This is a genomic window from Enterococcus sp. AZ040, assembly GCF_050499185.1.
GTDB lineage: Bacteria > Bacillota > Bacilli > Lactobacillales > Enterococcaceae > Enterococcus_D > Enterococcus_D entomosocium.
This window is the reverse complement of the sequence record NZ_JBMHEW010000001.1, coordinates 881,612-900,828: the sequence shown is the minus strand read 5'-3', so window position 1 is coordinate 900,828 and position 19,217 is coordinate 881,612. Positions and strand designations below refer to the sequence as shown.

The following is a 19,217-nucleotide window of genomic DNA, read 5'->3' as shown; positions in this document are numbered from 1 at the left end:
ATCACTTGATCCCCGTATGCGCCATTGAATTCATGACTTTATTTTGTAAAATGATAAACAACAATAAATTAGGGACAAACATAATCAGTCCACCAACCGCTTCGACACCCGCACTTGCGACGACATTTCCCGTTTGCGAAGATAGGGTCGACATATAAAACGGAAGCGTACGGATAGTTTCACTATCCATAAAAATCGCTGAAGCTTCTACGTTGCCCCATACGGACTGAAACGTCAACAACGAAACAGTGATCAGTGCTGGTTTGATCATCGGCATGATAATACTCCAATAAATTCGGGCGAAGCTTGCTCCATCCATTTTAGCTGCTTCGATCAAAGAATCTGGGATCTGATCGATAAATTGCTTCAATAAAAACAAGCCGACAGGCATTGCCAACATTGGGATAATATGTGCCCAAATCGAGTTGTATAAGCCCAATTGAACAATGATCAGAAATCGGGGGATCGCCACCGCAACCGGAACGAACATCAGCGCCAAAGTATTGATTTTATTGAAGGTCTCCTTACCTTTAAAATGCAGTTTAGACAATGCAAAGGCAGCAGAGGAACTGATCAACAACGTCAAGACAATCAACGTGAACGCTACGAATAAACTATTGAATAAATAGCGGCTCATTGGTATGCCTGACTGATTGGAAAAATTGGTCAGTAGTTGAAAGTTTTCTAATGTGGGTTGTCGAACAAAAAAAGTCGGCGGATAAGCAAATAACTCGGTAAAAGGTTTAAATGCATGATTCACAATAAAGATCACTGGTAACCCCATGATCAATGAGACGAAGACCAAAAGTACATGTATTTTTAGTTGATCCTTATGAAATCGCTGCGGATTCACTTTGACGGGACTGGACATCTTTTCACCACTCTCTAAATAATAATTTTAGTTTTCACTAAACAGCTTATAGCTGACACGATTAAATAGAATCACAATAAGTAATAGCACAACTGTAACAGCTGAGGCATAGCCTAACTCATACCGGGTAAAGCCAAAATCTTGGGCATGATCGACGATCAACCAGCCGGAATATTGAGGTGGTGGATTGCCACCACTCAAAGCTGCCGCCAAGCCAGCTGTGTTAAACGTGCCAACGATGGCCATGACTGCGCCAAATAGCATTTGTGGCTTCATGGAAGGAATGGTAATAAAGAAGACTTCCTGCCATCTATTTTTCACTCCATCAATACTTCCTGCTTCATAAAGTGAGCGATCGATATTCAATAACCCGCCTAGCATAGCTAAAAAGCCGACCCCCATGCTACTCCAGATCCCGATAAAAATCATAATGACAAATAAAATCGTTGGCTGTTGTAAAAATTGAATCGGCTCTCGCACAATGCCCCACTCTAAGAGCCAATGATTCAAGTAGCCGGTCTCATCACCACTGAATAAAACCCGCCAAACTGTCCCCATCATGATGGAGCCTGTAATCGAAGGTGAGTAAATGATCACTGTATAAATGGTCCGCATTCGATGGGTAACTTGCGAAATATTCCAGGCGAGAAAAAAAGCGAGCATATAGCCGACAGGCCCAACAATCACACCATACAAAATCGTATTCATCAGCGCATTTTGTAAAAAGATCGTATCTCCCATAATCAAATCAATGTAATTTTGAAACCCGATGAATTCTGGAAATTGAACAGTATTGAAATAGGTAAAGGACAAAAGAAATGCGACGATGACTGGCAATAAAATTAACAAGCCAAATAATAGCGCATAAGGCGAAAGAAAGAGAAACGATGAATTCAGCAGACGATCTAGCCAGCGATACTCTTTTTTGGCTGTCTTTTGATTTGATTTAGTTATCCCCATCATGACTTGGTATCCACCTTTCAATTGTTTCTAGTACGGGAACATTAAAAGGCCGAACCAAGACGTCTTCTTGGATATACCCAAACTCCCTCAATTTTCTTTCCAACTCTTTGTCGATTATCCTGACCGCATGATCGATGGCGATCCGCGGATTCTCTCCATCGAGAACTACTTTGTTCCAAGCATTGCTAAGCTCTCTTTCTACAATATAATCACCGGGAACTCTCCCTGTTGTTTGAATCCATTGCCATTGCTCTAAAATCACTTGCTTTGATTCTTGCGGCCAAGCACTTGCTTTGAATCCTTCTAGGTTGGCTGGCAAATAGAGAAATTGGTGTCCCAGAGTCGCCTGCAGATCATAGGAGAACGTCGCCTGTGTTTGGCTGCTGTTCCACCATTGTAAGAAAGACCAGCTTTCTGCTTTTTTCTCACTATCGCTAAAAATAATCGACGCAGAACCATAGGTAGGATCCCATCGTTCGATCTCTCCACTGTCATTTTCGATCCCAGGAATTGGGATCATCCCCCACTGACCGGCAATTTCAGGCGCTGCATGCTTCAATTGCACATAGAGATTAGCATCGCCGATCCCAATAGGAGTTTTCCCATCACGAAAACTCTGATAGAATTGCGCAGTAGTCAAGGGCATGTTGTAGACTGTAAAAAGACTGGTCATAAAATCAAACGCTTCATAGGAACCACCTAAATGAATCTCCGTCTGACTCCCAGTGTCATCGAACAACCGCCCGCCATACTGATAAATAAACGGCGTGGTCGTGTCGAATCCTTTATGTGAACTGTCGGATCCTAAAGGGATATAAATATTCATATCGTATCTTTGTAATAATGGAATGATGCTGATCATTTCTTCCCATGTTTGCGGTGGTTCTTCTCCGATCATCTCCAACAGATCCTTACGGTAATAAAGTAACTTGACTGTCTGTGTTTCTGGAATCGCATAGACTCCTTCGTCATAGATATATTGCGTAAAGGAATTTGGGTTGTATTCAGCGGTAAGCTGCTCAAATCCTTCCAGCTCACTTAGATCTTCGATGATTCCTCGCAGTCCCAACTCAAAAGGCATCCCATGACTGACACTTAAGGCCGCATCCGGCACACTTCCTGCAGCATTGTTTAAGATGATTCGTTGTTCATCAGGCAACAAGGATAAATTCACTTGGATGCCCGTTTTAGGTGTAAATTCTTCATCAACAAGTCGCTGAATGATCTCTAAATTTAAACGCGATTGATTGACCCAAACCTCTATTGCTTCTCCCTCAGTTTCATTTATTTGACGATATCTTGGATTGATAAACGTATAAGCAAATGCCTTTACGCTTTCCAAAGCTGTGGTAAAAATCCCTACTCGCTCCCTTGGCAGTTCGACATTCGCATCATGGATAAAAATTCGATCCATTGATAAGGGACTAGCAATTAAAGTTGGTAAGACAGATTGGATCCTTCCGTAGGCCGAGGAGTAGCCTTGATTAAAACGGGTTAAATAATGAGGCAATGTATCCGGCTGTTCATAGAAACTCTCGACCATAGCGATTGCAACCGCTAATTCTGTCAAAATCGGTAATTTTTCATTGCCTAATAAATCGATCAACACTTCTCTTTGTGCGTTCAATCCATCTAGGATCTCTGCTAATGATGTTTTGAGTTCTGGGAAATAGGTTTCGATCCGCCAGTCTCTCTGACGATCAACCAATCCACCCGTCAAGCGCACCACTTCCGCATCGATGCCATCCATCTTTGCCAGTAATGCCAACAATTCATGGTATGGTGCTGCAACAAGCGTGCTGTCAATGACAAGCGATAGCGTATGTTGTCCCTCTTCTAAATAAAATAAAAAGGCGTTTCCCTCATCATCACTCAGTGTTTCATGGATCCACTTATTTGAATAATCAAAGGAATAAGTACTCAATTCTTCAAACGGAACTTCGCCATTTAACTCGATTCGTCTTCTAGCAGGCATTCCGTTATTCATGTTTTGTAAGTATTTGAAGGTGATTTGGTAAAAGCCACTCTCTTCCACAGTCAAAACATACGACACTTGGTCCCCAGGCTCAGAAAAAGAAGCACCATCTAAAACATTCAATAATCGGGTTTGATAGTCATAGGGACTTAATGCTGGGTTACGAAGATATTGACCGCGGATACTTCTTCGACTTTTAGTCACAGGATTTTCTGTCTCGATCGTCAATAATTGTTGATCATTTTGTTTTGATGCGCCTTCGTGCACGACAAGATATTCCTCATAGGAAAGGATGGATCGTTGCGTGTTCTTGATAATGATATCTCCTAGTAAAATAGCTCCTTCAATCAATTCGAAGGAAAGCGTGTTCTCACCTTCTGTTAGTTCAAACTTCAACGGATCAGCAAAGAAATGATTTGGGTCTTTCAATGGTTGTTGGTCCCATTCCCCAGCTAGCTCTGATCGCACCTGAAGCTGATCGCCATAACGATCAAATTGAATTGCAGATTCCTCGTGCGCTTGTTGCCATTGCAAGGGCAACGTTAAGGCGTTCATCTCATTAAACTGAGTCGTATCGTTGATTTCGAAGGACAGTTCTGGGTTTAAAAATGTCTGCTCTTCTACACGGTAATCCAGCCAAACCTCATACAAACCCCCAACAGGCGCATTGATGGTCAACTCGATTTTATCTCCAGCTTGAAGATTCGTGACATATCCCTCATAGTTCTTACTCTGAGAAGGAGGCACCAATTCACCACCCAGGCGCTCTTGCGCTAAGTTAACTGACTCCTCAGTAGGTATTTCAAGCCCTTCTCGTAATCGTTCCATCGCTACCGCATAGTAATGATCTGCTTCGTGGGAAAAAGCCATTAATTCTTCCGTACTCCTTAGATCACTCCGACTTACTTCCTTTTCTTGTTCGGTATCATTTCTAGAAAAAAGAACGGATGCCAATACGATCACTGTTGTGATGCCGATTGACCAGGCTATTTGAAACATACTTCTTTTTTTCTTTGTCATAGAATCCCAACCTATCACTCATTTTTTGATGTAAGGAAACCTTGTTATGGTTCAAATGACCATAACAAGGTAGGTACTGATAGAAGTGATCAACGATTGTATTGTCGTAAGTATTCTTCGATCTGTTCATTGATTCTGCGGTCCCATTCGCTAGCGATGTCACTATAGCGAACTCCTTCATCCTTGATTTGATGCATGATTTCCCAAGGATCAACATCCCCTTGGACATTAGAGAAACCAGGCATTTGTCTCGGATAAGCGACAGGGTTAGATAATTGTTGCTGGAAGGCTTCTTCTTTAAAAGCGGCGAAATTGTAGTTAGCTAATCCACTCTCTTCATCGAACCCTTTTACCAATGGATGATTCGCTAACACCGTTGGATTAGTCGTAATTGGCCATCCTTGAATGAAGTCCATCAAACGATCCTCAGCTCGTAATGGTGCATCTTCTGGAAGACCTGAGTATTCATCGATCAAGGCCCATCTTGAAAGTAAGCCTTCCTCGCCATAAGTTAGCCACTTCAACAGCTCAAACGCCGCCTGAGCCTTCACCGGATCATCTTCTAACTGACTAGAGATACTAAAAGTATCATAGTAACCAGGAATGTATGTTTCGCCACGAGGAGCAGTTGGCATTGGATAAATATCGATCTCCATGTCTCGTGTTTCAATCAATTCAGAGACATCGCCGCTTAATGCCCACAACCAACCACTTTCTAAGACTTGCAAGCCATCACCAAATGCCCAACTCAAGTTGCCGACTTTTGCAACTCGTTCTTCTTCACTGAGATCATAAAAATGCAATCCTTCGATCGCTTCACGGGCAAATCGCTCATAGTACTCGCCAAAGTTTGTCGCACTAGCTAAATCCCATCGTTCTGTTTCAATATTGAACCCTTTCCACCCATTGGGAATATCATCAAAATAATTAGGTCCTATTTCCCCAAACCCAACAACGCCGGGAAAGATCGGGCTATTGGCTGTCAAAACTGCAATTTCACTTCGAAGCTCTTCATACTCTTCATAACTCCAGTTATAATCTGGAATCGAGAGATTATTTTCTCTCAAAAGACGTGTATTCACTAATACATATTGGGAAACAGACTGCCAAGCCAAGCCATAGATTTCTTCACCATCATGGGTACGTAAAAACTCCATCGCATTATCAGAGATCCATTGCGCTTCATCATCTGCTTCTAAATAAGGTGTTAAATCAAGCGTAAACTCACGATCATAAACTTCAGCAGACATCGGCGAAAAGTAAATGTCTGGTAAGTCATTGTCTTGCGCACGGGCATTCAGCATTTCCAATTGTTCAAAGTTTCCCTTCTCGCCATTGGCAAATTGCGCATCGCGAATAACGTTGATATTTGGATACTTCTCCATAAATTTCTCAATATTTAACCACATTGGATTTTCGCTATTTTCTTCCCCATAATAGCGGCTGGCAAAAACCAGATCGATCTCCTCTTCTTGCCATGCCAAATCCCCTTCTTCATCAGATGTAACATGGTTTCCAGATTCTGTGGTATCTGGATCATTGGAATTACTACAAGCTCCTAAAAGGAATAAACTTGAGAACAAACAGACCGACCTTACTATTTTGCTTTTTTTCATACAAAACACTCCTCATTTATATTTTTGTCTTTTATTTTTCTTATGGAAATGGAGGTACTTTCCTTAAGGACTTAAAAAATCACTTTTAGTTAAACGTTTACGTAAGTAATACGTAAACGTTTAACTATTATTCATTACTTGCTTCATTTGCTTCCAATCTACTTCTAACTTTGCAATGCACGCTCTTAAACGATAGAGATTAGAACGTTATTGCCTTTTTCTCCTGATTCTTCTGTTTATCAGGATGCCGAAGTATGTGATTACCTGTCATCCTCTTTCTTTTGATCAATAATCTACCCAAGCGAGGATGAAGCAAGAACTTTTAGCTCTTCTTTTAGTCCTCAACTGACGATAGAAAAGCCTCTCTCACCTATGAAAGCGCTTAATATATAAATCAATAGTACCATATGATAACAGATACTCAATATAAAACTTATAATTTGTATAAATAACCCACCTATTTCGTTTAACATATCAGATTATTTTCGTCTAAAAGAGCCTTAAATAATTAAAAAAATATATTTTTAAGACAATTTTAATGAAATAGAAAAAAACTGATTAATAATAATATAACATAACATTCTATAGACGACCTGAACGATTAATTAATCAAACCATTTAACTCCTGCTGCTTGCTGGTTTTCTATTTCAGGCAACAAAAAAAAGCATTGATGCTTGCATCATGCTTTTTTCTCATTTTCTTCTGCTCATTAAAAACTATTTATTGTTGAAGAGGATATTAGTGATTCTTTGAACGCCATTTGATCGTGTCTTTCGTCTTGCGCTGTTTCGTTACTTTGATTCCTTTTGGAGCCACACGAATCGCATAATCTTCCTTTTTCACCACATCATAGACATGCTCTGCAACTTCCGTTACTTTTTCTTTTAGATTCAATTTAAATTTCATGTGTTTTCATCTCCCGAATGCTTTACTAATAGCCTATCGCAAATAAAAAAAATCTTCAACTTATAGCCCTTCATAAAAAAGGATTTTTAGGGTTTTCGTTCCTCTTTATTGGACAAGCGATTTAGACGCAACCAATGCTTCGTAATGCTGAACTGTTTTTCTAGGTTTAGAAGAAAATTTGTTGAACAAACGGAACGATCCTTTCTTCTCCCCTTCACCGTTCCCCATTTCTGGCAATACAGCATTATTGACATAGCTTTGGTTTGAAGGATGTTTGCAGAAACTTATCTTTTTCATATGCTCCTCGTTTCTTATCAAATGAGACTGAGTTTGATCGACAGATTGTCTCCAGTTAGACGCACTTATTTTCTATTTTCAATAAAAAAGTGTCAGTAGAAAATCCAACGATTTCCCACCAACACAAAATAGTGTAGTTTCCAACTACCACAAAGTTCGATTAATAAATTAAATAGTCAGAAGCACCAGCTTGCTTGATCTCGATCACTAGCTTATGAGGCAAGCAAATGCTCGTCTGTCCATTGCGATAGATCCAGCTGGTTTTGACAGCAATTTGGTCGGGGCTATTGTCTTCACGCACTCGGATAGCACCATCTTTGATCTCGACGATATTGTACTGACCTTCTGCTGGATAATACGTTTTTTCCATCGCATCGATTTCTTCCAAGTTAAAACGGTCAACTTCTTCCCCATTGATTCGCACGATCGCATAACGATCCCCAGTATCACTTTGGGCTTGCGCTTCAAATAGAAAAAGCGGTAAAAAAGAGCCAACAACTAATAGAACAAACAACAGATAATCATAGGGCTTTAAAAGTTTTAAAAATGGCTGGATCGTCTTTTTCATCACATGTACGCCTTTCACTGTTCATTCACTGTTCCTTTTTAGAAGGTAATCGCTCTTCGAAAAAAGCAGTTAGATCAATGATCTCTTCCTCTGTGAAGGTTTCTTGCTCCCATTGGTCAAGAATTTGTTCTTGCAAAGCCAAATCCATTTCCCAAAAATGATCTATCTTCTTGAAATACTTTGGGTCAAAGGAACGAAACACGGGGTAGATCATCAAAAATTCTTCAAAGGTAAGATCCCAGTCCTCAGTATAATCTTTAACGACCCCTTCTGACAAGGCTTTTTCCGTTGGATCGCCATTTTCTTTGATTAAACCAGCTTCGTAAAAATGGCGATAGATGGCCTCTTTGGTGATCTCTGGATGAAATTTTTTACTGTGACGATAGGCTTCTTCAATCAATGACGGATAGATGATCTCCATTTTCCCCCTGCTTTCTGGACGGCGTCATAAGACGGCGTTAATTCTTTTCGATTGGGTGCTGTGCTTTGTATTCTGCTAAAGATACATGGTGGCTGCGCTTGAAGGTTCCTGTTGTCCCATCAAACGAAATCGCTGGGGATTTGACGCCATGGTGGGTCCGACGCTTATTCTTTTTTGCTTTTGATGTTTTTCTTGCAGGTACTGCCATGTCATTTCCAACTTTCTGTCACTTTTTCATTATGCACGCAGCTGCAATGCATTTTTTCGTTTGTTTCGTTTAAATTCATGAATGATTTTTAATGCGCGTTTCCTTGTTTTGATGTTCGGGCTCTTTAAACGTCGATACGCACTAGACAAGTCCGTTTTTTCCATGTTGACTCCTTTCTGTTACCAGCTTGCTTTTGTAACGCCGGGAATTTCTCCGAGGTGTGCATGCTTACGGAAATTGATCCGTGACATGCCGAATTTATTCATGTAGCCCCGAGGACGACCATCGATCATATCCCGTTTCTTCAAACGAGTCGGATTCGAATCCTTCGGTAGTTTGGCCAATGCTTGGGTATCTCCTTGCGCTTTTAATTCTTGACGCACTGCTCGGTATTGTTCGATCAGTTGTACTTGCTTGTTGTATTTTGCCATTTTTGATTTTTTTGCCATTCAGTTATTGTCCTTCCTATTTCTTGATTTCACGAAAAATCGCTCTGCGCCGCAACTTTGGTGAATATTTTTTTAATTCTAAACGTTCCGGCGTATTGCGCTGGTTCTTATTGGTCAAATAAAGTCTTTCCCCTGTCTCCACACATGCCAAAATAATATTGTTTCTCATAATAACCAGCTCCTTCCTCTTGCGTCACACCAAAAAAGATTAAAGTGTAACGATTACGTTTTGTATCATATCACACTCAAACATAGTAAGCAAGCAAAACTATTTCTTCTTTTTGTTATTTAACACGTGAAGAAAACGTCATATGAATTTGTTTTCAATCGTTGCTGTCATTGGCGGCAAGGTAACAGGAACCTGTAGCTTTTGATCGCGCAAAAAAACCACCTGATCTTTAAGGAATCACTGGTCGGGCTTTTCAAGCAGCCCATGTCGTGATCCTTTATCAGGTGATTTCTTTCGGTTAATTTACTGATTTGTTCTCATGTGATGCAAGCCATTCACTGATCGCCTGCAAGCGTTCTATCCGCAAGTTCGGCAAGCCATTGCGTGATAAACCATGAGAGGATTGAGGAAACAGTATCAGCTTCGTATCGACGCCTTTACGCTGCAACGCCATGTAAAACTGCTGTCCTTGTTCTTGCGGACATCGCAAATCATTTTCCCCATGGAGGACTAGCGTAGGTGTCTTGACTTGGCTGGCATAGGCCAAAGGCGACATCTTCCAAAGTCCTTCGGTCCCATCAAGTTCCCGCAACAATTGGAATTTGACAAAGGCAGGTCCAATGTCGCTCGTCCCATAAAAGCTGATCCAATTTGAGATCGAGCGTTGCGTAACTGCCGCACAAAAACGATCGGTATGACCAACGATCCAGTTGGTCATAAAGCCACCATAGCTGCCACCAGCTACATGGATCGTGTTCGTATCGATTTCTGGATGGTTTGCCACCACGGCATCAACCCCCAACAGCAAGTCTTGATAATCTTTATTGCCATAATCACCTAAAATCGATTTGACAAACGCCTGACCGTACCCTTGCCCGCCACGAGGGTTCAACAAGATGACCCCATAGCCGTTAGCGGCATGGACTTGCATCTCGTGGAAAAATGTTTCGCCGTAGCAGACTTGCGGACCGCCATGGATGTACAAAATTGCTGGATGACTTTCTTGTGTTTCGGTCGGGGGCAAATACCAGCCTTGAATTTGCCACCCATCTGCTCCTTCGTACCAAAACGCTTCGGGTTTACTGATCGCTAACTGTGACATAATTGCTTGGTTGGGATCGTATAGATCAGTTACTTCGCCACTTGCTAAGTCAATCAAGCCTAAGCGACTAGGGATCGTTGTGGTCGCATAAGCAACAGCAAGTTTGGATTCCGAATAGATCGCCGCATCAAGGATATCCATTTTTTCATCAAGCAGTTTGGTCCATTCTCCTTGGATCGAGGCGCGGTACAATTGTAGCTTGCCATGCTCCGTTACGGGTACAAGGAATGTGTCATCCGTCAACCAGGTGATCGCTACGCCGCGATTTTTTTGTTGAAAATCACGGATGATCGCATTGCCAAAAGCAACATCTAACTCCTTGGAAAGATTTTTGACTGCTTTCGTTTTTAAATCGATCAAAAATAAATCATCCAAGGTCACAAATCCGTAAGAGAGGTCATTGCCTAATAATAGCAGCTGATCATTGCGCGCTGCAGCAAAAGTATACGTTCCTTCTGGCAGAATGTTTTCTAAACTTTCTGTCTTTTTCGTCTGGCTATTTAGGAGACAAACCTTCGATCCATAGTCCCACTCGTCTTCTTCCTCTTTGTCAAAAGTGAAAAACAAAGTCTCTTGATCATCCGCTAAGCCAGAGAACACAAAGGGATACTTATGCTCAAAAATCAGTTCCGTTTCTTGTGTCGCGATCGTTTTTTTGATGATCGAATGTTTTTTTTCTTTTAAAAAGCCGACGCCATCCGCCAAATAATTGACTTTCGTAGTAGCTTTTACTTGTGGAAATTCCTTTTGCTTGTCCGTCTTTTCTTTGTCGTCTTGATTCTCTGAAACCGTCTCCTCTTGTGCCAGCTGGTAATAGATAGCCGTTGCGTCTTGCTTCCAAAAATAGTCGCCCAGACCTTTTTCAGTGACAAGTGCTTGGGGCTTGCCGCCGGACACTGGCATCGTCCATAACGTACTTTCACCTTTCTTTGGATCGGTCGTCACAAAACTGAGCCATTGCTCATCTGGCGAGACCTTTAGGCTGTTGTGGGTCGTCGCTTCGGTGCCCCACTCACGCCGTTCGTTGGTCTTTGGGTCAATACTATAAATCGCTGAATCATACGTATTGGTCTCTTGGTTGACTGCTGTTTCCAAGTAAAAAACCTGATTTTGCCCCACTGCAGGCTGCGCAATCGTTTTCAGTTCAAACAGTTTCTCATTCGTTATTTTTTCCATTCATTTCCCTCCAAATATACGTATTTTCGCAGTAACTATCTACTAGTATATCAAAAGAAACGAATTTTTCTGCATTTTTTAATAGTGAAATCCTCGCAAATTCGCTACTTCTTCAAAACCAGCCGACTTCCCTGTCTGCCTTAAGATCTCTTGCCCATTTTCTAAAAGGGTTAAGGTGATTTCCGTACTGGCGCTTTCGCGAATGATCCGATTCATTTGTCCAATAGAAGGTGCTAACAACGAATGGCCTTCTTTCGTCAAAACTTCGATCGTCAGCAGCCACTGTTTTTGTTTGAGATGGATCACTAAACGGTCTTCCGTGCGTTTGACATCATGAATCTTTGCACCATGATAAGTAGCAAAACGATATTCTTGGCTGCCGACTTGCAGAACACAAATCGTTCCCAAAAAAGCAAAACCAGCAAAGGGAATGTCGGCTGCGGAGAAAAAGAACCGAACATCTGGCGCATCAAAGCTGTTGCACTGAACCCAAATATAAGCTGCTGGAAAGGAGGTTCCCCAATCTTTTTCCAAATAACCGATCCCGTTCGTAAAATCGATTGGTTCTTCGTTCCAGTACAGCGTACCTTCTAAGGTATGACTCATGCTCAAGACCCCGTGGTAGCACTCCATAAATGACAGATACGAAAAAGGACCCATGATACTCGGCGCATAACGTGTCCGCTGAATCGGTTTGTGGTCGTTATACTTTACTGACCCTTGTACTTGAAGTTCGTTATTTTTTAAAGAGACTTGGATGCCTGCTTCACTAAAGATATTGTCACCAATCGTTACTTTACGCTCCTCTTCTGACACTTGAAAGTCAGTTTCTGGAAAGGAAAAGTAATGCGCACCCTCATGATTGATCACTTGAATGAATACTTCTTTGGTCCCGTCTTTTTGAATCGAAAAACCAGGAATAAAAGCATAGACTTCTTCACCGATTTGGTGTTTATGGTACCAGCCTTCAAAAAAAGCGGTCTGCTTGTCGTGGCCGTGAAAGAACTGATCTGTTGTCAACATCTTGATTTCCCTCCGTTTCTTTTTTAGTGTAGCATGAAGCAGAAAGATTCCTCAGGATAATGCTTTTTCTATGTAAAAAAAGCCAGAAACAAGTAAGACACTTGTTTCTGGTTTTGCTTATTGCTCTTTCATCACTCGACGGGTCCACCAGAGAAAAATAAGAAACCCTACAACTAACAGTGTCTAAAATCCGCCGGTCATCCACGATCGCTCACCAATGTGATAAAATACCAAAGCTTTTTGCAGGCAACCAAGCAACACAAATACCCCCAGTAGAAAAACGATCGGATAAAAAGCTTTTTCTTTGAGTGATACAACAAAAACGATCGCCGCTACCAGCAAACTGCCAACCAATACTACATCAAATGGAAATGCGATCGTCAGGAGCCACCAGTTTGGGGTCAGCAGATTGATCAGCAGTGAAAGACCAATCCAGCCACTCACAACGAGCCACAGGGAGCCGAAACGAATCACTTTGCTTGTGCCCTTCTTTTGATAGATGGTTTTGCTGATGATCGCAAAAATCCCGATGATCGCTAACACAGTTACCAATCCTGTCAAAAGATAATCCAGAAGGTTAAGAACCAGTGGTCCTTGATTTGTAAAATCAGCTATAAATTTGATTCCCCAACTGATGCCAACCGCTAGATACGCCAATTTGAGGCGCTCTTTGAGATTACTCTTTGGCGTGTTTGCCAATAGTTCATCTGCCACCCCTTTCGGATCATTGCCAAAATAGTGTTGCGCCTCTTCCCCATGAGTTTGTGCTTCTAATAAATCCATTGCAATCGCGTATACCTGCTCTGTGACTTTATGCTCATCGTAAAAAAGGCTGGAAAGTAAGAGGTAGCTTCGAAAATCATCAAAAAATTGGCGATTTTTCTCATTGAATTGTTGCTCGATCAGATTGGTTTGCTTTCGCCAATAGGTCGTCTCTTGTTTATTTGCCATGTTTCCTCACTCCTTAAATAATCCTTCGACTTTCTTCATTAGGTTCGTCCATTGTTCTCTAAATTGTGCCAAATAGTCTATGCCTTTCGGGGTGATCGAGAAATACTTGCGATCAGGTCCTTCAGGTGACTTTTTCATCTCAGAGGTAATAAGTTCTTGTTTTTCCAACTTCTGCAGCAAAGGATAGATCGTGCCGCCAACGATCGTTTCAAAGCCTCTTTGCTTCAGTTCCTGTACCAGTTCATAACCATAAATCTCTTTTTGAGCAATCACTTGCAAAACACACCCTTCCAAAACCCCTTTTAGCAATTGCGTCTCTTTCACGATTTCCCTCCTTTGGTTCCCTTTATCTAGTTTGTTATACAAACTAGTGTTGTACCTAGTATACGTGTTTGCCACTAGTTTGTAAAGCATACTAGCAGTGGAAATAAAAACGGCCTTTTAAATAAGACCGTTTTTGACAAACCCGATGCTTTTTTCTAGATGACAATATCGATATCCTCGGGTAAGAGGCTCTTGTAAAAATATACTTTATTCCGCTTTGATTCTAAAACCATTAGAATAATTTTTTCGGTGCAGTCTTTCAATACCTGTTTAAATACTGCTTCCCCTTCAGTATTCTCAGTGGCTCCTTTTTCTTCATCGTATCCTCTACATGAGAGAAGTGCAAGATCAAAATGATAGGTTCTGAGCTGGTTGACTGCTGTAACTGAATTAACGGTAAACTTTTTGTTCGTTACCGTCCCGCCAACGATGGTCACCTCAGCAGCAGTATGTTCCGATAGTAGTGCGGCAGTTAGCACACTATTGGTTACCACTCGTAACCCATGAATTTTTTTCAGGTAAGGGATCAGGTGCAAAGCTGTGGTCGAACTGTCCACGAAAATGGTCATATCGTCCTCAATATACGTCACTGCACGTTCTGCAATTCTGCGTTTTTCTTCATCATTGACATAATTCCCCACTTTTGTCAGATAAGCCGCATCGACCTTCTCTGAATCGATCAGCACAGCACCACCTCGGGTACGTCTGATTTGTTCTTCGTTTTCCAGTTCAATCAGATCGCGTTTGACCGTAGCATCACTATAATGTAAGAATTCAACTAATTCCCCCAGAGAAGCAAATTTCGTTTCATTTAAATACATCATGATTTTCTGCTTACGCTCATCTTTTGCTTTCCCCATACATTAAACTCCTTTAAAAAAGAGATTCCCACCAATTTAATCCTGTACCAATCAATCATTTCATTTATTATCTCTGATAAAAACGTGCTTTGTCAACCGTATTCAGCAGGGTCAACTTATGGCGTACAACAGCTTTCACATCTTTTATTGGTTGTACATATACTTGATTTGGTTCATACATAGCAGGGTTTTCCGTCAATACTTTTCTGACTGAATCAAAAAATACGGATTTCAAATCAGAACTAAGATTTACTTTACATACGCCATATTTTACAGACTCTCGCACTTCATGATCTGGGTTTCCTGACCCACCATGCAATACAAATGGTAAAGCAATACGATCGTTCAACTTTTTCAATAAATCGATGTTCAACTTAGGGGTGATATTTTTTGGATACAACCCATGAGCCGTTCCAATTGCAATGGCAAGGGTGTCAATGCCGGTAGCACGTACAAAGTCTTCGGCTTGGTCGACATCTGTGTAAATAATTTCTGCAGCTCCCCCTTCTGCGGAACCGTTGTTCCCAATCGTACCAATTTCTGCTTCAACGCTGACACCAACCATATGTGCCAGTTCAACAACTTCTTTCGTGATTTTTTTATTTTCTTCGTAATCGGCTAATGATGCATCGATCATCACCGAGGTATAGCCATTACGGATCGCCCGCATGACATCGTAGATTGATCCCCCGTGATCCAAATGAATAACGACTGGTACCTTACTTTTTAATGCGTACTCCCGCACTGTCGCTATGAAACAATCTCCTAAGTATTCGATCTCATCAGGATGAATTTCTAAAATGACTGGTGCATCCTGTGCCTCAACTTCTTCCATGATTGCTTTTAACATATCAAAACTGCAAATATTAAATGCTGGAACAGCAAATTTATGTTCTTTTGCTACAGCAAGTAATTCTTTCATTGTCATTAACATTGTGACATTCCTCTTTTCTTTTGATTCGTTTCGCTTCAACTTATAAATAGTTTCTAAATCAGTTTTCCTTCATCGGTTGGTTGGCGTTCCATTTCAGTTCTAGATTTTTTCAAAAACCCTAACATCAATGCTGTAACCACCGTTCCAGAAACGATTGCCACGACATACATCAACGGATTGTTCAATACATTGGGAATCGGTAAGATCCAGATACCACCATGTGGAGCTAATGAAGTTACGCCGACACCCATTGATATTGCAGCAGCGGTTGCTGAACCTGCCATCAAACTAGGTATTACTCGTAATGGGTCAGCGACAGCAAATGGAATCGCACCTTCAGTAATATAAGATAATCCCAAAACCCAGCAAGACTGAGCAGAAGTTCGTTCTTCTTGAGTAAATTTTTGCTTAAACAAGATAGAAGCCAAGGCAATGCCTAGAGGAGGTGTCATCCCGGCAGCCATACAAGCCGCAATTGGTGCATTAACTCCTGCCGACATCAAACCAATACTAAAGGTTGAAATCGATTTATTGATGGGACCGCCCATATCAGCTGCCATCATAATGCCTATCAGTAAGCCGAATACCACACCACTCGTAGAACCAAGTCCATTAAGCCAATTCGTCAAAGCATCCAATACATAAGAGATTGGTTTATCAATGAAATAAAACATGGCAAAGCCAGTCACAGCAACTGAGATCAAAGGAACAATAATCAACTGATAGAGTGCCGCAAATGATTTTGCTACTGTTACTTTATTCGCTAAATAATCCGTAGCATACCCAGCGAGTAAACCACCAACCATCCCACCTAAAAAACCAGATCCTCCACTTGCCGCCATCGTTCCCGCAACCAAACCAGCGGCAAAGCCCGGTCTACCGGCAACGGAAGTGGCAATTCCTGCTGCAAGTGCAGGAACCATCAATGCAAAAGCCGTATTCCCACCAATCGTGCTTAAAACTTCGGCAATTTGATTGTATGATGGATCGCTAGGATCAGCTGCATTGATCCCAAAAGCAAAACTAAACGCAATTAAAATTCCACCAGCAATAACCAAAGGCAACATGTAATTAACGCCATTCATGAAATGATTATAAATGCCAGCTTTCTTTCCGGATTCGTTTGAAACATGCTCGGCTTGGGCAACCGTGGTCACTTCTACCCCATCAATTGCCTCTTGAATTACTTTTTCTGGTTCTCTGATTGCTCTTGCGGTTGACACTCTTTTAACTTTTTTTCCAGCAAATCGGTCGGTCTGTACTTCTTTGTCAACCGCTAAAATGACAACCTCTGCCTGTTGAATTTCTTCTGTACTCAAAATGTTTTCGACTTTTACTCCTTGTGTCTCGATTTTGATTGTATATCCCAATGATTTTGCCGTTTTTTCCAGTTTTTCAGCAGCCATATACGTATGCGCAATTCCAGTCGGACAAGCAGAAATACCGACAATTTTCATACAGGTTCCCTCTTTTCTGATTGATTTGATTGAATATTATTAATAATATCTGAGGCGTCTTTTGCCTTCTTTACTGCATTTCGAAATCCTTCGTGCATCAACAATCGTGCGAGTTTGCTTAAGATGATTAAATGATCGTCAGTACTCTTTTCAGGTACTGCGATGACAAAAGAATAGGTGACAGCCGTTCCGTCAATTGCTTGATAATCAGTAATTGGACTCGACTTTACGAAGGCGATTGCGGGCCTTAGTACTGCCTTACTTTTTGCATGAGGAATACCAAAATGATCTTCAATCCCAGTAGAGGTTTGTTTCTCGCGACGAAATAAATCTTTTTTGTACTTCTTTATATTACTGATAACTCCTGAGGACTCGAATAAAACAGATGCTTGAGTAAACAATTCTTCTTTTGTCCGAATTTGCTCATCAAATAAAATGAATCGTTCATCAATCAGTTGACCGATATCCAATTTCAACACCTCCATTTTTTGTAATCGTTTTCGAAAACTTGCCTAAACTATACCATCGTGAACTAAACAGTTCAACACTATGAGCTATTTAATGCAAAAGAACGAAAAAAAGTGGGATACGTTCATAAAGTTGATCTATAAAAGTCAAAAAAAGAACAAGGAACGACAAATCATCGTCCATTGTTCTCTTATTTCGATTAATACCTATACTAAAAATTTTCTTGAAAGAAAAACCGCAAGTAAATCTCTACTTTTCTTCCATTCCCGATCTCTACACTTACAAGACATTCTTTCGAATCAACTCTCATGTAATAAAACATGATTCAACGTTTCACCCCACGTTGATAGGAATCATTGTACGCTTGAAAGGACTTATCGTGAAGTTTAGCCGCTGCATCTGCCAACCAGTTGGCATTTCTGATCAATGCGCGGCCTTGTAAAACCAAATCCACTTGATTGGTTTGCAAAAGATATTCACAAAGATCAGGATTATCCAATAAACCGACTGCTGCTACGGGAATATCGACCACTTGCTTGATGGCTGCAGCAAAGGGCACTTGGTAGCCATCATAGATCGGAATATTAGGCTTTTTATCCACCACACCACCGGTTGAGCAATCAAGACAATCAAAGCCATCTGCTTGAAGCCATTGGGCTACTTGCTGCCAATCTTCCAACGAATTTTGGCGTCCTGGTTCTTCATAGTCTGTCAGTGACAAGCGCATCCACAATGCCCCAGAAAAGACCGCCCGAACTGCTTGTACCGTTTCTTTTACAAAGCGATACCTATTCTCTAAGGAACCACCATACAGGTCGGTGCGTTGATTGACGAGAGGGGAAAGAAATTGATCCATCAAGTAGCCATGAGCCCCATGAAGTTCGATCATCGTGACACCCGCTTTGGCTGCTCGTTGGGCAGCCTGAACAAAACTATCTTGCACCCGTTTGATTTCCGACAGGGTCATTTCTGACGGTAACGGGTAGCGTTCGTTAAAGGCAACGGCACTTGGTGCCAAAGGATTGGTGGCATCAACTGCTTTTCGTCCTGCATGGCTTAGTTGGATGCCTACTTGCGCATTGAAACCATGCAGCAGTTCCACCAATTTCGTCAGTTCTGTTTGCTGTTCTTCATTCCATAACCCTAGATCATTGTTTGTGATTCGTCCGTCTGGTTCAACGGCAGTTGCTTCGATAATGATCAATCCGGCTTTGCTTAATGCTCGTGCCCCATAGTGAACAAAATGAAAGGGCTCCGCAACACCGTCTTCTTTTTTTACTTCATACATACACATCGGCGACATAACGACGCGGTTGGCCAATGTTAAATTCGCTAGCTTCACTGGTGACAATAGTTTGGACATGTTGACACTCCCTCAACGATTTTTCGCTTTGTATTTTTCTCTATATTCAGTATAAACAGCCCCTTCAAAAACACAAGCAATGACCCTTTTTCTCA

At 41.4% G+C, this 19,217-nt stretch carries 21 protein-coding genes; all 21 read right to left on the bottom strand.

The genetic code is table 11. From position 1 onward, the window contains the following. Position 1 precedes the first annotated feature (1 nt). Positions 2-871 carry a carbohydrate ABC transporter permease gene (locus IGK63_RS04075; protein WP_005237316.1) on the bottom strand — a complete coding sequence of 290 codons (870 nt, stop codon included), beginning with the start codon at positions 869-871 and terminating at the stop codon, positions 2-4. Positions 872-898: 27 nt separating this feature from the next. Continuing rightward, positions 899-1,834 (bottom strand): carbohydrate ABC transporter permease, encoded by a 936-nt coding sequence (locus tag IGK63_RS04070; RefSeq protein ID WP_005237317.1) that lies wholly within the window; start codon positions 1,832-1,834, stop codon positions 899-901. Next, on the bottom strand, positions 1,818-4,829 hold the full coding sequence (locus tag IGK63_RS04065; protein ID WP_016613806.1) for an extracellular solute-binding protein: 3,012 nt from the start codon (positions 4,827-4,829) through the stop codon (positions 1,818-1,820). The genes IGK63_RS04070 and IGK63_RS04065 overlap by 17 nt, the downstream gene beginning before the upstream one ends. Before the next feature lie 89 nt (positions 4,830-4,918). After that, on the bottom strand, positions 4,919-6,445 hold the full coding sequence (locus IGK63_RS04060; protein ID WP_016613805.1) for an ABC transporter substrate-binding protein: 1,527 nt from the start codon (positions 6,443-6,445) through the stop codon (positions 4,919-4,921). Positions 6,446-7,184: 739 nt separating this feature from the next. Continuing rightward, positions 7,185-7,352, bottom strand: coding sequence for a hypothetical protein (locus IGK63_RS04055; protein ID WP_005237320.1), 168 nt, complete (start codon positions 7,350-7,352; stop codon positions 7,185-7,187). Between the two features lie 105 nt (positions 7,353-7,457). Then, the gene (locus IGK63_RS04050) at positions 7,458-7,649 is read right to left on the bottom strand and encodes a hypothetical protein (protein ID WP_005237321.1); all 192 of its coding nucleotides are present in this window, start codon (positions 7,647-7,649) and stop codon (positions 7,458-7,460) included. 160 nt (positions 7,650-7,809) lie between these two features. Next, positions 7,810-8,217 (bottom strand): NusG domain II-containing protein, encoded by a 408-nt coding sequence (locus IGK63_RS04045; RefSeq protein WP_005237322.1) that lies wholly within the window; start codon positions 8,215-8,217, stop codon positions 7,810-7,812. A gap of 25 nt (positions 8,218-8,242) precedes the next feature. Continuing rightward, positions 8,243-8,638 carry a hypothetical protein gene (locus IGK63_RS04040; RefSeq protein ID WP_429972442.1) on the bottom strand — a complete coding sequence of 132 codons (396 nt, stop codon included), beginning with the start codon at positions 8,636-8,638 and terminating at the stop codon, positions 8,243-8,245. A 37-nt stretch (positions 8,639-8,675) separates the two neighbouring features. Then, complete coding sequence (gene rpmF, locus IGK63_RS04035) at positions 8,676-8,846, bottom strand: 50S ribosomal protein L32 (protein WP_005237324.1); 171 nt, start codon at positions 8,844-8,846, stop codon at positions 8,676-8,678. Positions 8,847-8,875: 29 nt separating this feature from the next. Then, positions 8,876-9,010 (bottom strand): putative metal homeostasis protein, encoded by a 135-nt coding sequence (locus IGK63_RS04030; RefSeq protein ID WP_005237325.1) that lies wholly within the window; start codon positions 9,008-9,010, stop codon positions 8,876-8,878. A 15-nt stretch (positions 9,011-9,025) separates the two neighbouring features. Next, entirely contained in the window at positions 9,026-9,295 is a 270-nt protein-coding gene (rpsN, locus tag IGK63_RS04025; RefSeq protein WP_005237326.1) for a 30S ribosomal protein S14, read from the bottom strand. Between the two features lie 16 nt (positions 9,296-9,311). After that, entirely contained in the window at positions 9,312-9,464 is a 153-nt protein-coding gene (gene rpmG, locus IGK63_RS04020) for a 50S ribosomal protein L33 (protein WP_005225339.1), read from the bottom strand. A gap of 298 nt (positions 9,465-9,762) precedes the next feature. Continuing rightward, positions 9,763-11,742, bottom strand: coding sequence for a S9 family peptidase (locus IGK63_RS04015; RefSeq protein ID WP_016613803.1), 1,980 nt, complete (start codon positions 11,740-11,742; stop codon positions 9,763-9,765). Between the two features lie 78 nt (positions 11,743-11,820). Next, positions 11,821-12,765 carry a tocopherol cyclase family protein gene (locus tag IGK63_RS04010; protein ID WP_016613802.1) on the bottom strand — a complete coding sequence of 315 codons (945 nt, stop codon included), beginning with the start codon at positions 12,763-12,765 and terminating at the stop codon, positions 11,821-11,823. Between the two features lie 183 nt (positions 12,766-12,948). After that, on the bottom strand, positions 12,949-13,716 hold the full coding sequence (locus IGK63_RS04005) for a hypothetical protein (RefSeq protein ID WP_429972441.1): 768 nt from the start codon (positions 13,714-13,716) through the stop codon (positions 12,949-12,951). A gap of 6 nt (positions 13,717-13,722) precedes the next feature. Then, a complete protein-coding gene (locus IGK63_RS04000; RefSeq protein WP_008377296.1) occupies positions 13,723-14,040 on the bottom strand; it encodes a PadR family transcriptional regulator in 318 nt (105 codons plus the stop codon). Positions 14,041-14,195: 155 nt separating this feature from the next. Then, positions 14,196-14,900: a DeoR/GlpR family DNA-binding transcription regulator gene (locus IGK63_RS03995; protein ID WP_016613799.1), complete on the bottom strand. Its 705-nt coding sequence runs from the start codon at positions 14,898-14,900 to the stop codon at positions 14,196-14,198. 67 nt (positions 14,901-14,967) lie between these two features. Next, positions 14,968-15,834, bottom strand: a complete 867-nt coding sequence (locus IGK63_RS03990) for a ketose-bisphosphate aldolase (protein ID WP_016613798.1) — start codon at positions 15,832-15,834, stop codon at positions 14,968-14,970. A gap of 53 nt (positions 15,835-15,887) precedes the next feature. Next, a complete protein-coding gene (locus IGK63_RS03985; protein WP_016613797.1) occupies positions 15,888-17,291 on the bottom strand; it encodes a PTS fructose transporter subunit IIC in 1,404 nt (467 codons plus the stop codon). Beyond that, complete coding sequence (locus IGK63_RS03980; RefSeq protein ID WP_429972548.1) at positions 17,288-17,770, bottom strand: PTS sugar transporter subunit IIA; 483 nt, start codon at positions 17,768-17,770, stop codon at positions 17,288-17,290. Before IGK63_RS03980 ends, IGK63_RS03985 begins: the two co-directional genes overlap by 4 nt. Positions 17,771-18,084: 314 nt before the next feature. Then, complete coding sequence (locus IGK63_RS03975; RefSeq protein WP_034872452.1) at positions 18,085-19,122, bottom strand: NADH:flavin oxidoreductase/NADH oxidase; 1,038 nt, start codon at positions 19,120-19,122, stop codon at positions 18,085-18,087. Positions 19,123-19,217: the final 95 nt, after the last annotated feature.

Bases quoted from the DNA above. Each gene is read 5' to 3' on its own strand.
- IGK63_RS04075 (WP_005237316.1), bottom strand. From the start codon at position 871: ATGTCCAGTCCCGTCAAAGTGAATCCGCAGCGATTTCATAAGGATCAA.
- IGK63_RS04070 (WP_005237317.1), bottom strand. From the start codon at position 1,834: ATGATGGGGATAACTAAATCAAATCAAAAGACAGCCAAAAAAGAGTAT.
- IGK63_RS04065 (WP_016613806.1), bottom strand. From the start codon at position 4,829: ATGACAAAGAAAAAAAGAAGTATGTTTCAAATAGCCTGGTCAATCGGC.
- IGK63_RS04060 (WP_016613805.1), bottom strand. From the start codon at position 6,445: ATGAAAAAAAGCAAAATAGTAAGGTCGGTCTGTTTGTTCTCAAGTTTA.
- IGK63_RS04055 (WP_005237320.1), bottom strand. From the start codon at position 7,352: ATGAAATTTAAATTGAATCTAAAAGAAAAAGTAACGGAAGTTGCAGAG.
- IGK63_RS04050 (WP_005237321.1), bottom strand. From the start codon at position 7,649: ATGAAAAAGATAAGTTTCTGCAAACATCCTTCAAACCAAAGCTATGTC.
- IGK63_RS04045 (WP_005237322.1), bottom strand. From the start codon at position 8,217: ATGAAAAAGACGATCCAGCCATTTTTAAAACTTTTAAAGCCCTATGAT.
- IGK63_RS04040 (WP_429972442.1), bottom strand. From the start codon at position 8,638: ATGGAGATCATCTATCCGTCATTGATTGAAGAAGCCTATCGTCACAGT.
- rpmF (WP_005237324.1), bottom strand. From the start codon at position 8,846: ATGGCAGTACCTGCAAGAAAAACATCAAAAGCAAAAAAGAATAAGCGT.
- IGK63_RS04030 (WP_005237325.1), bottom strand. From the start codon at position 9,010: ATGGAAAAAACGGACTTGTCTAGTGCGTATCGACGTTTAAAGAGCCCG.
- rpsN (WP_005237326.1), bottom strand. From the start codon at position 9,295: ATGGCAAAAAAATCAAAAATGGCAAAATACAACAAGCAAGTACAACTG.
- rpmG (WP_005225339.1), bottom strand. From the start codon at position 9,464: ATGAGAAACAATATTATTTTGGCATGTGTGGAGACAGGGGAAAGACTT.
- IGK63_RS04015 (WP_016613803.1), bottom strand. From the start codon at position 11,742: ATGGAAAAAATAACGAATGAGAAACTGTTTGAACTGAAAACGATTGCG.
- IGK63_RS04010 (WP_016613802.1), bottom strand. From the start codon at position 12,765: ATGTTGACAACAGATCAGTTCTTTCACGGCCACGACAAGCAGACCGCT.
- IGK63_RS04005 (WP_429972441.1), bottom strand. From the start codon at position 13,716: ATGGCAAATAAACAAGAGACGACCTATTGGCGAAAGCAAACCAATCTG.
- IGK63_RS03995 (WP_016613799.1), bottom strand. From the start codon at position 14,900: ATGGGGAAAGCAAAAGATGAGCGTAAGCAGAAAATCATGATGTATTTA.
- IGK63_RS03990 (WP_016613798.1), bottom strand. From the start codon at position 15,834: ATGTTAATGACAATGAAAGAATTACTTGCTGTAGCAAAAGAACATAAA.
- IGK63_RS03985 (WP_016613797.1), bottom strand. From the start codon at position 17,291: ATGAAAATTGTCGGTATTTCTGCTTGTCCGACTGGAATTGCGCATACG.
- IGK63_RS03975 (WP_034872452.1), bottom strand. From the start codon at position 19,122: ATGTCCAAACTATTGTCACCAGTGAAGCTAGCGAATTTAACATTGGCC.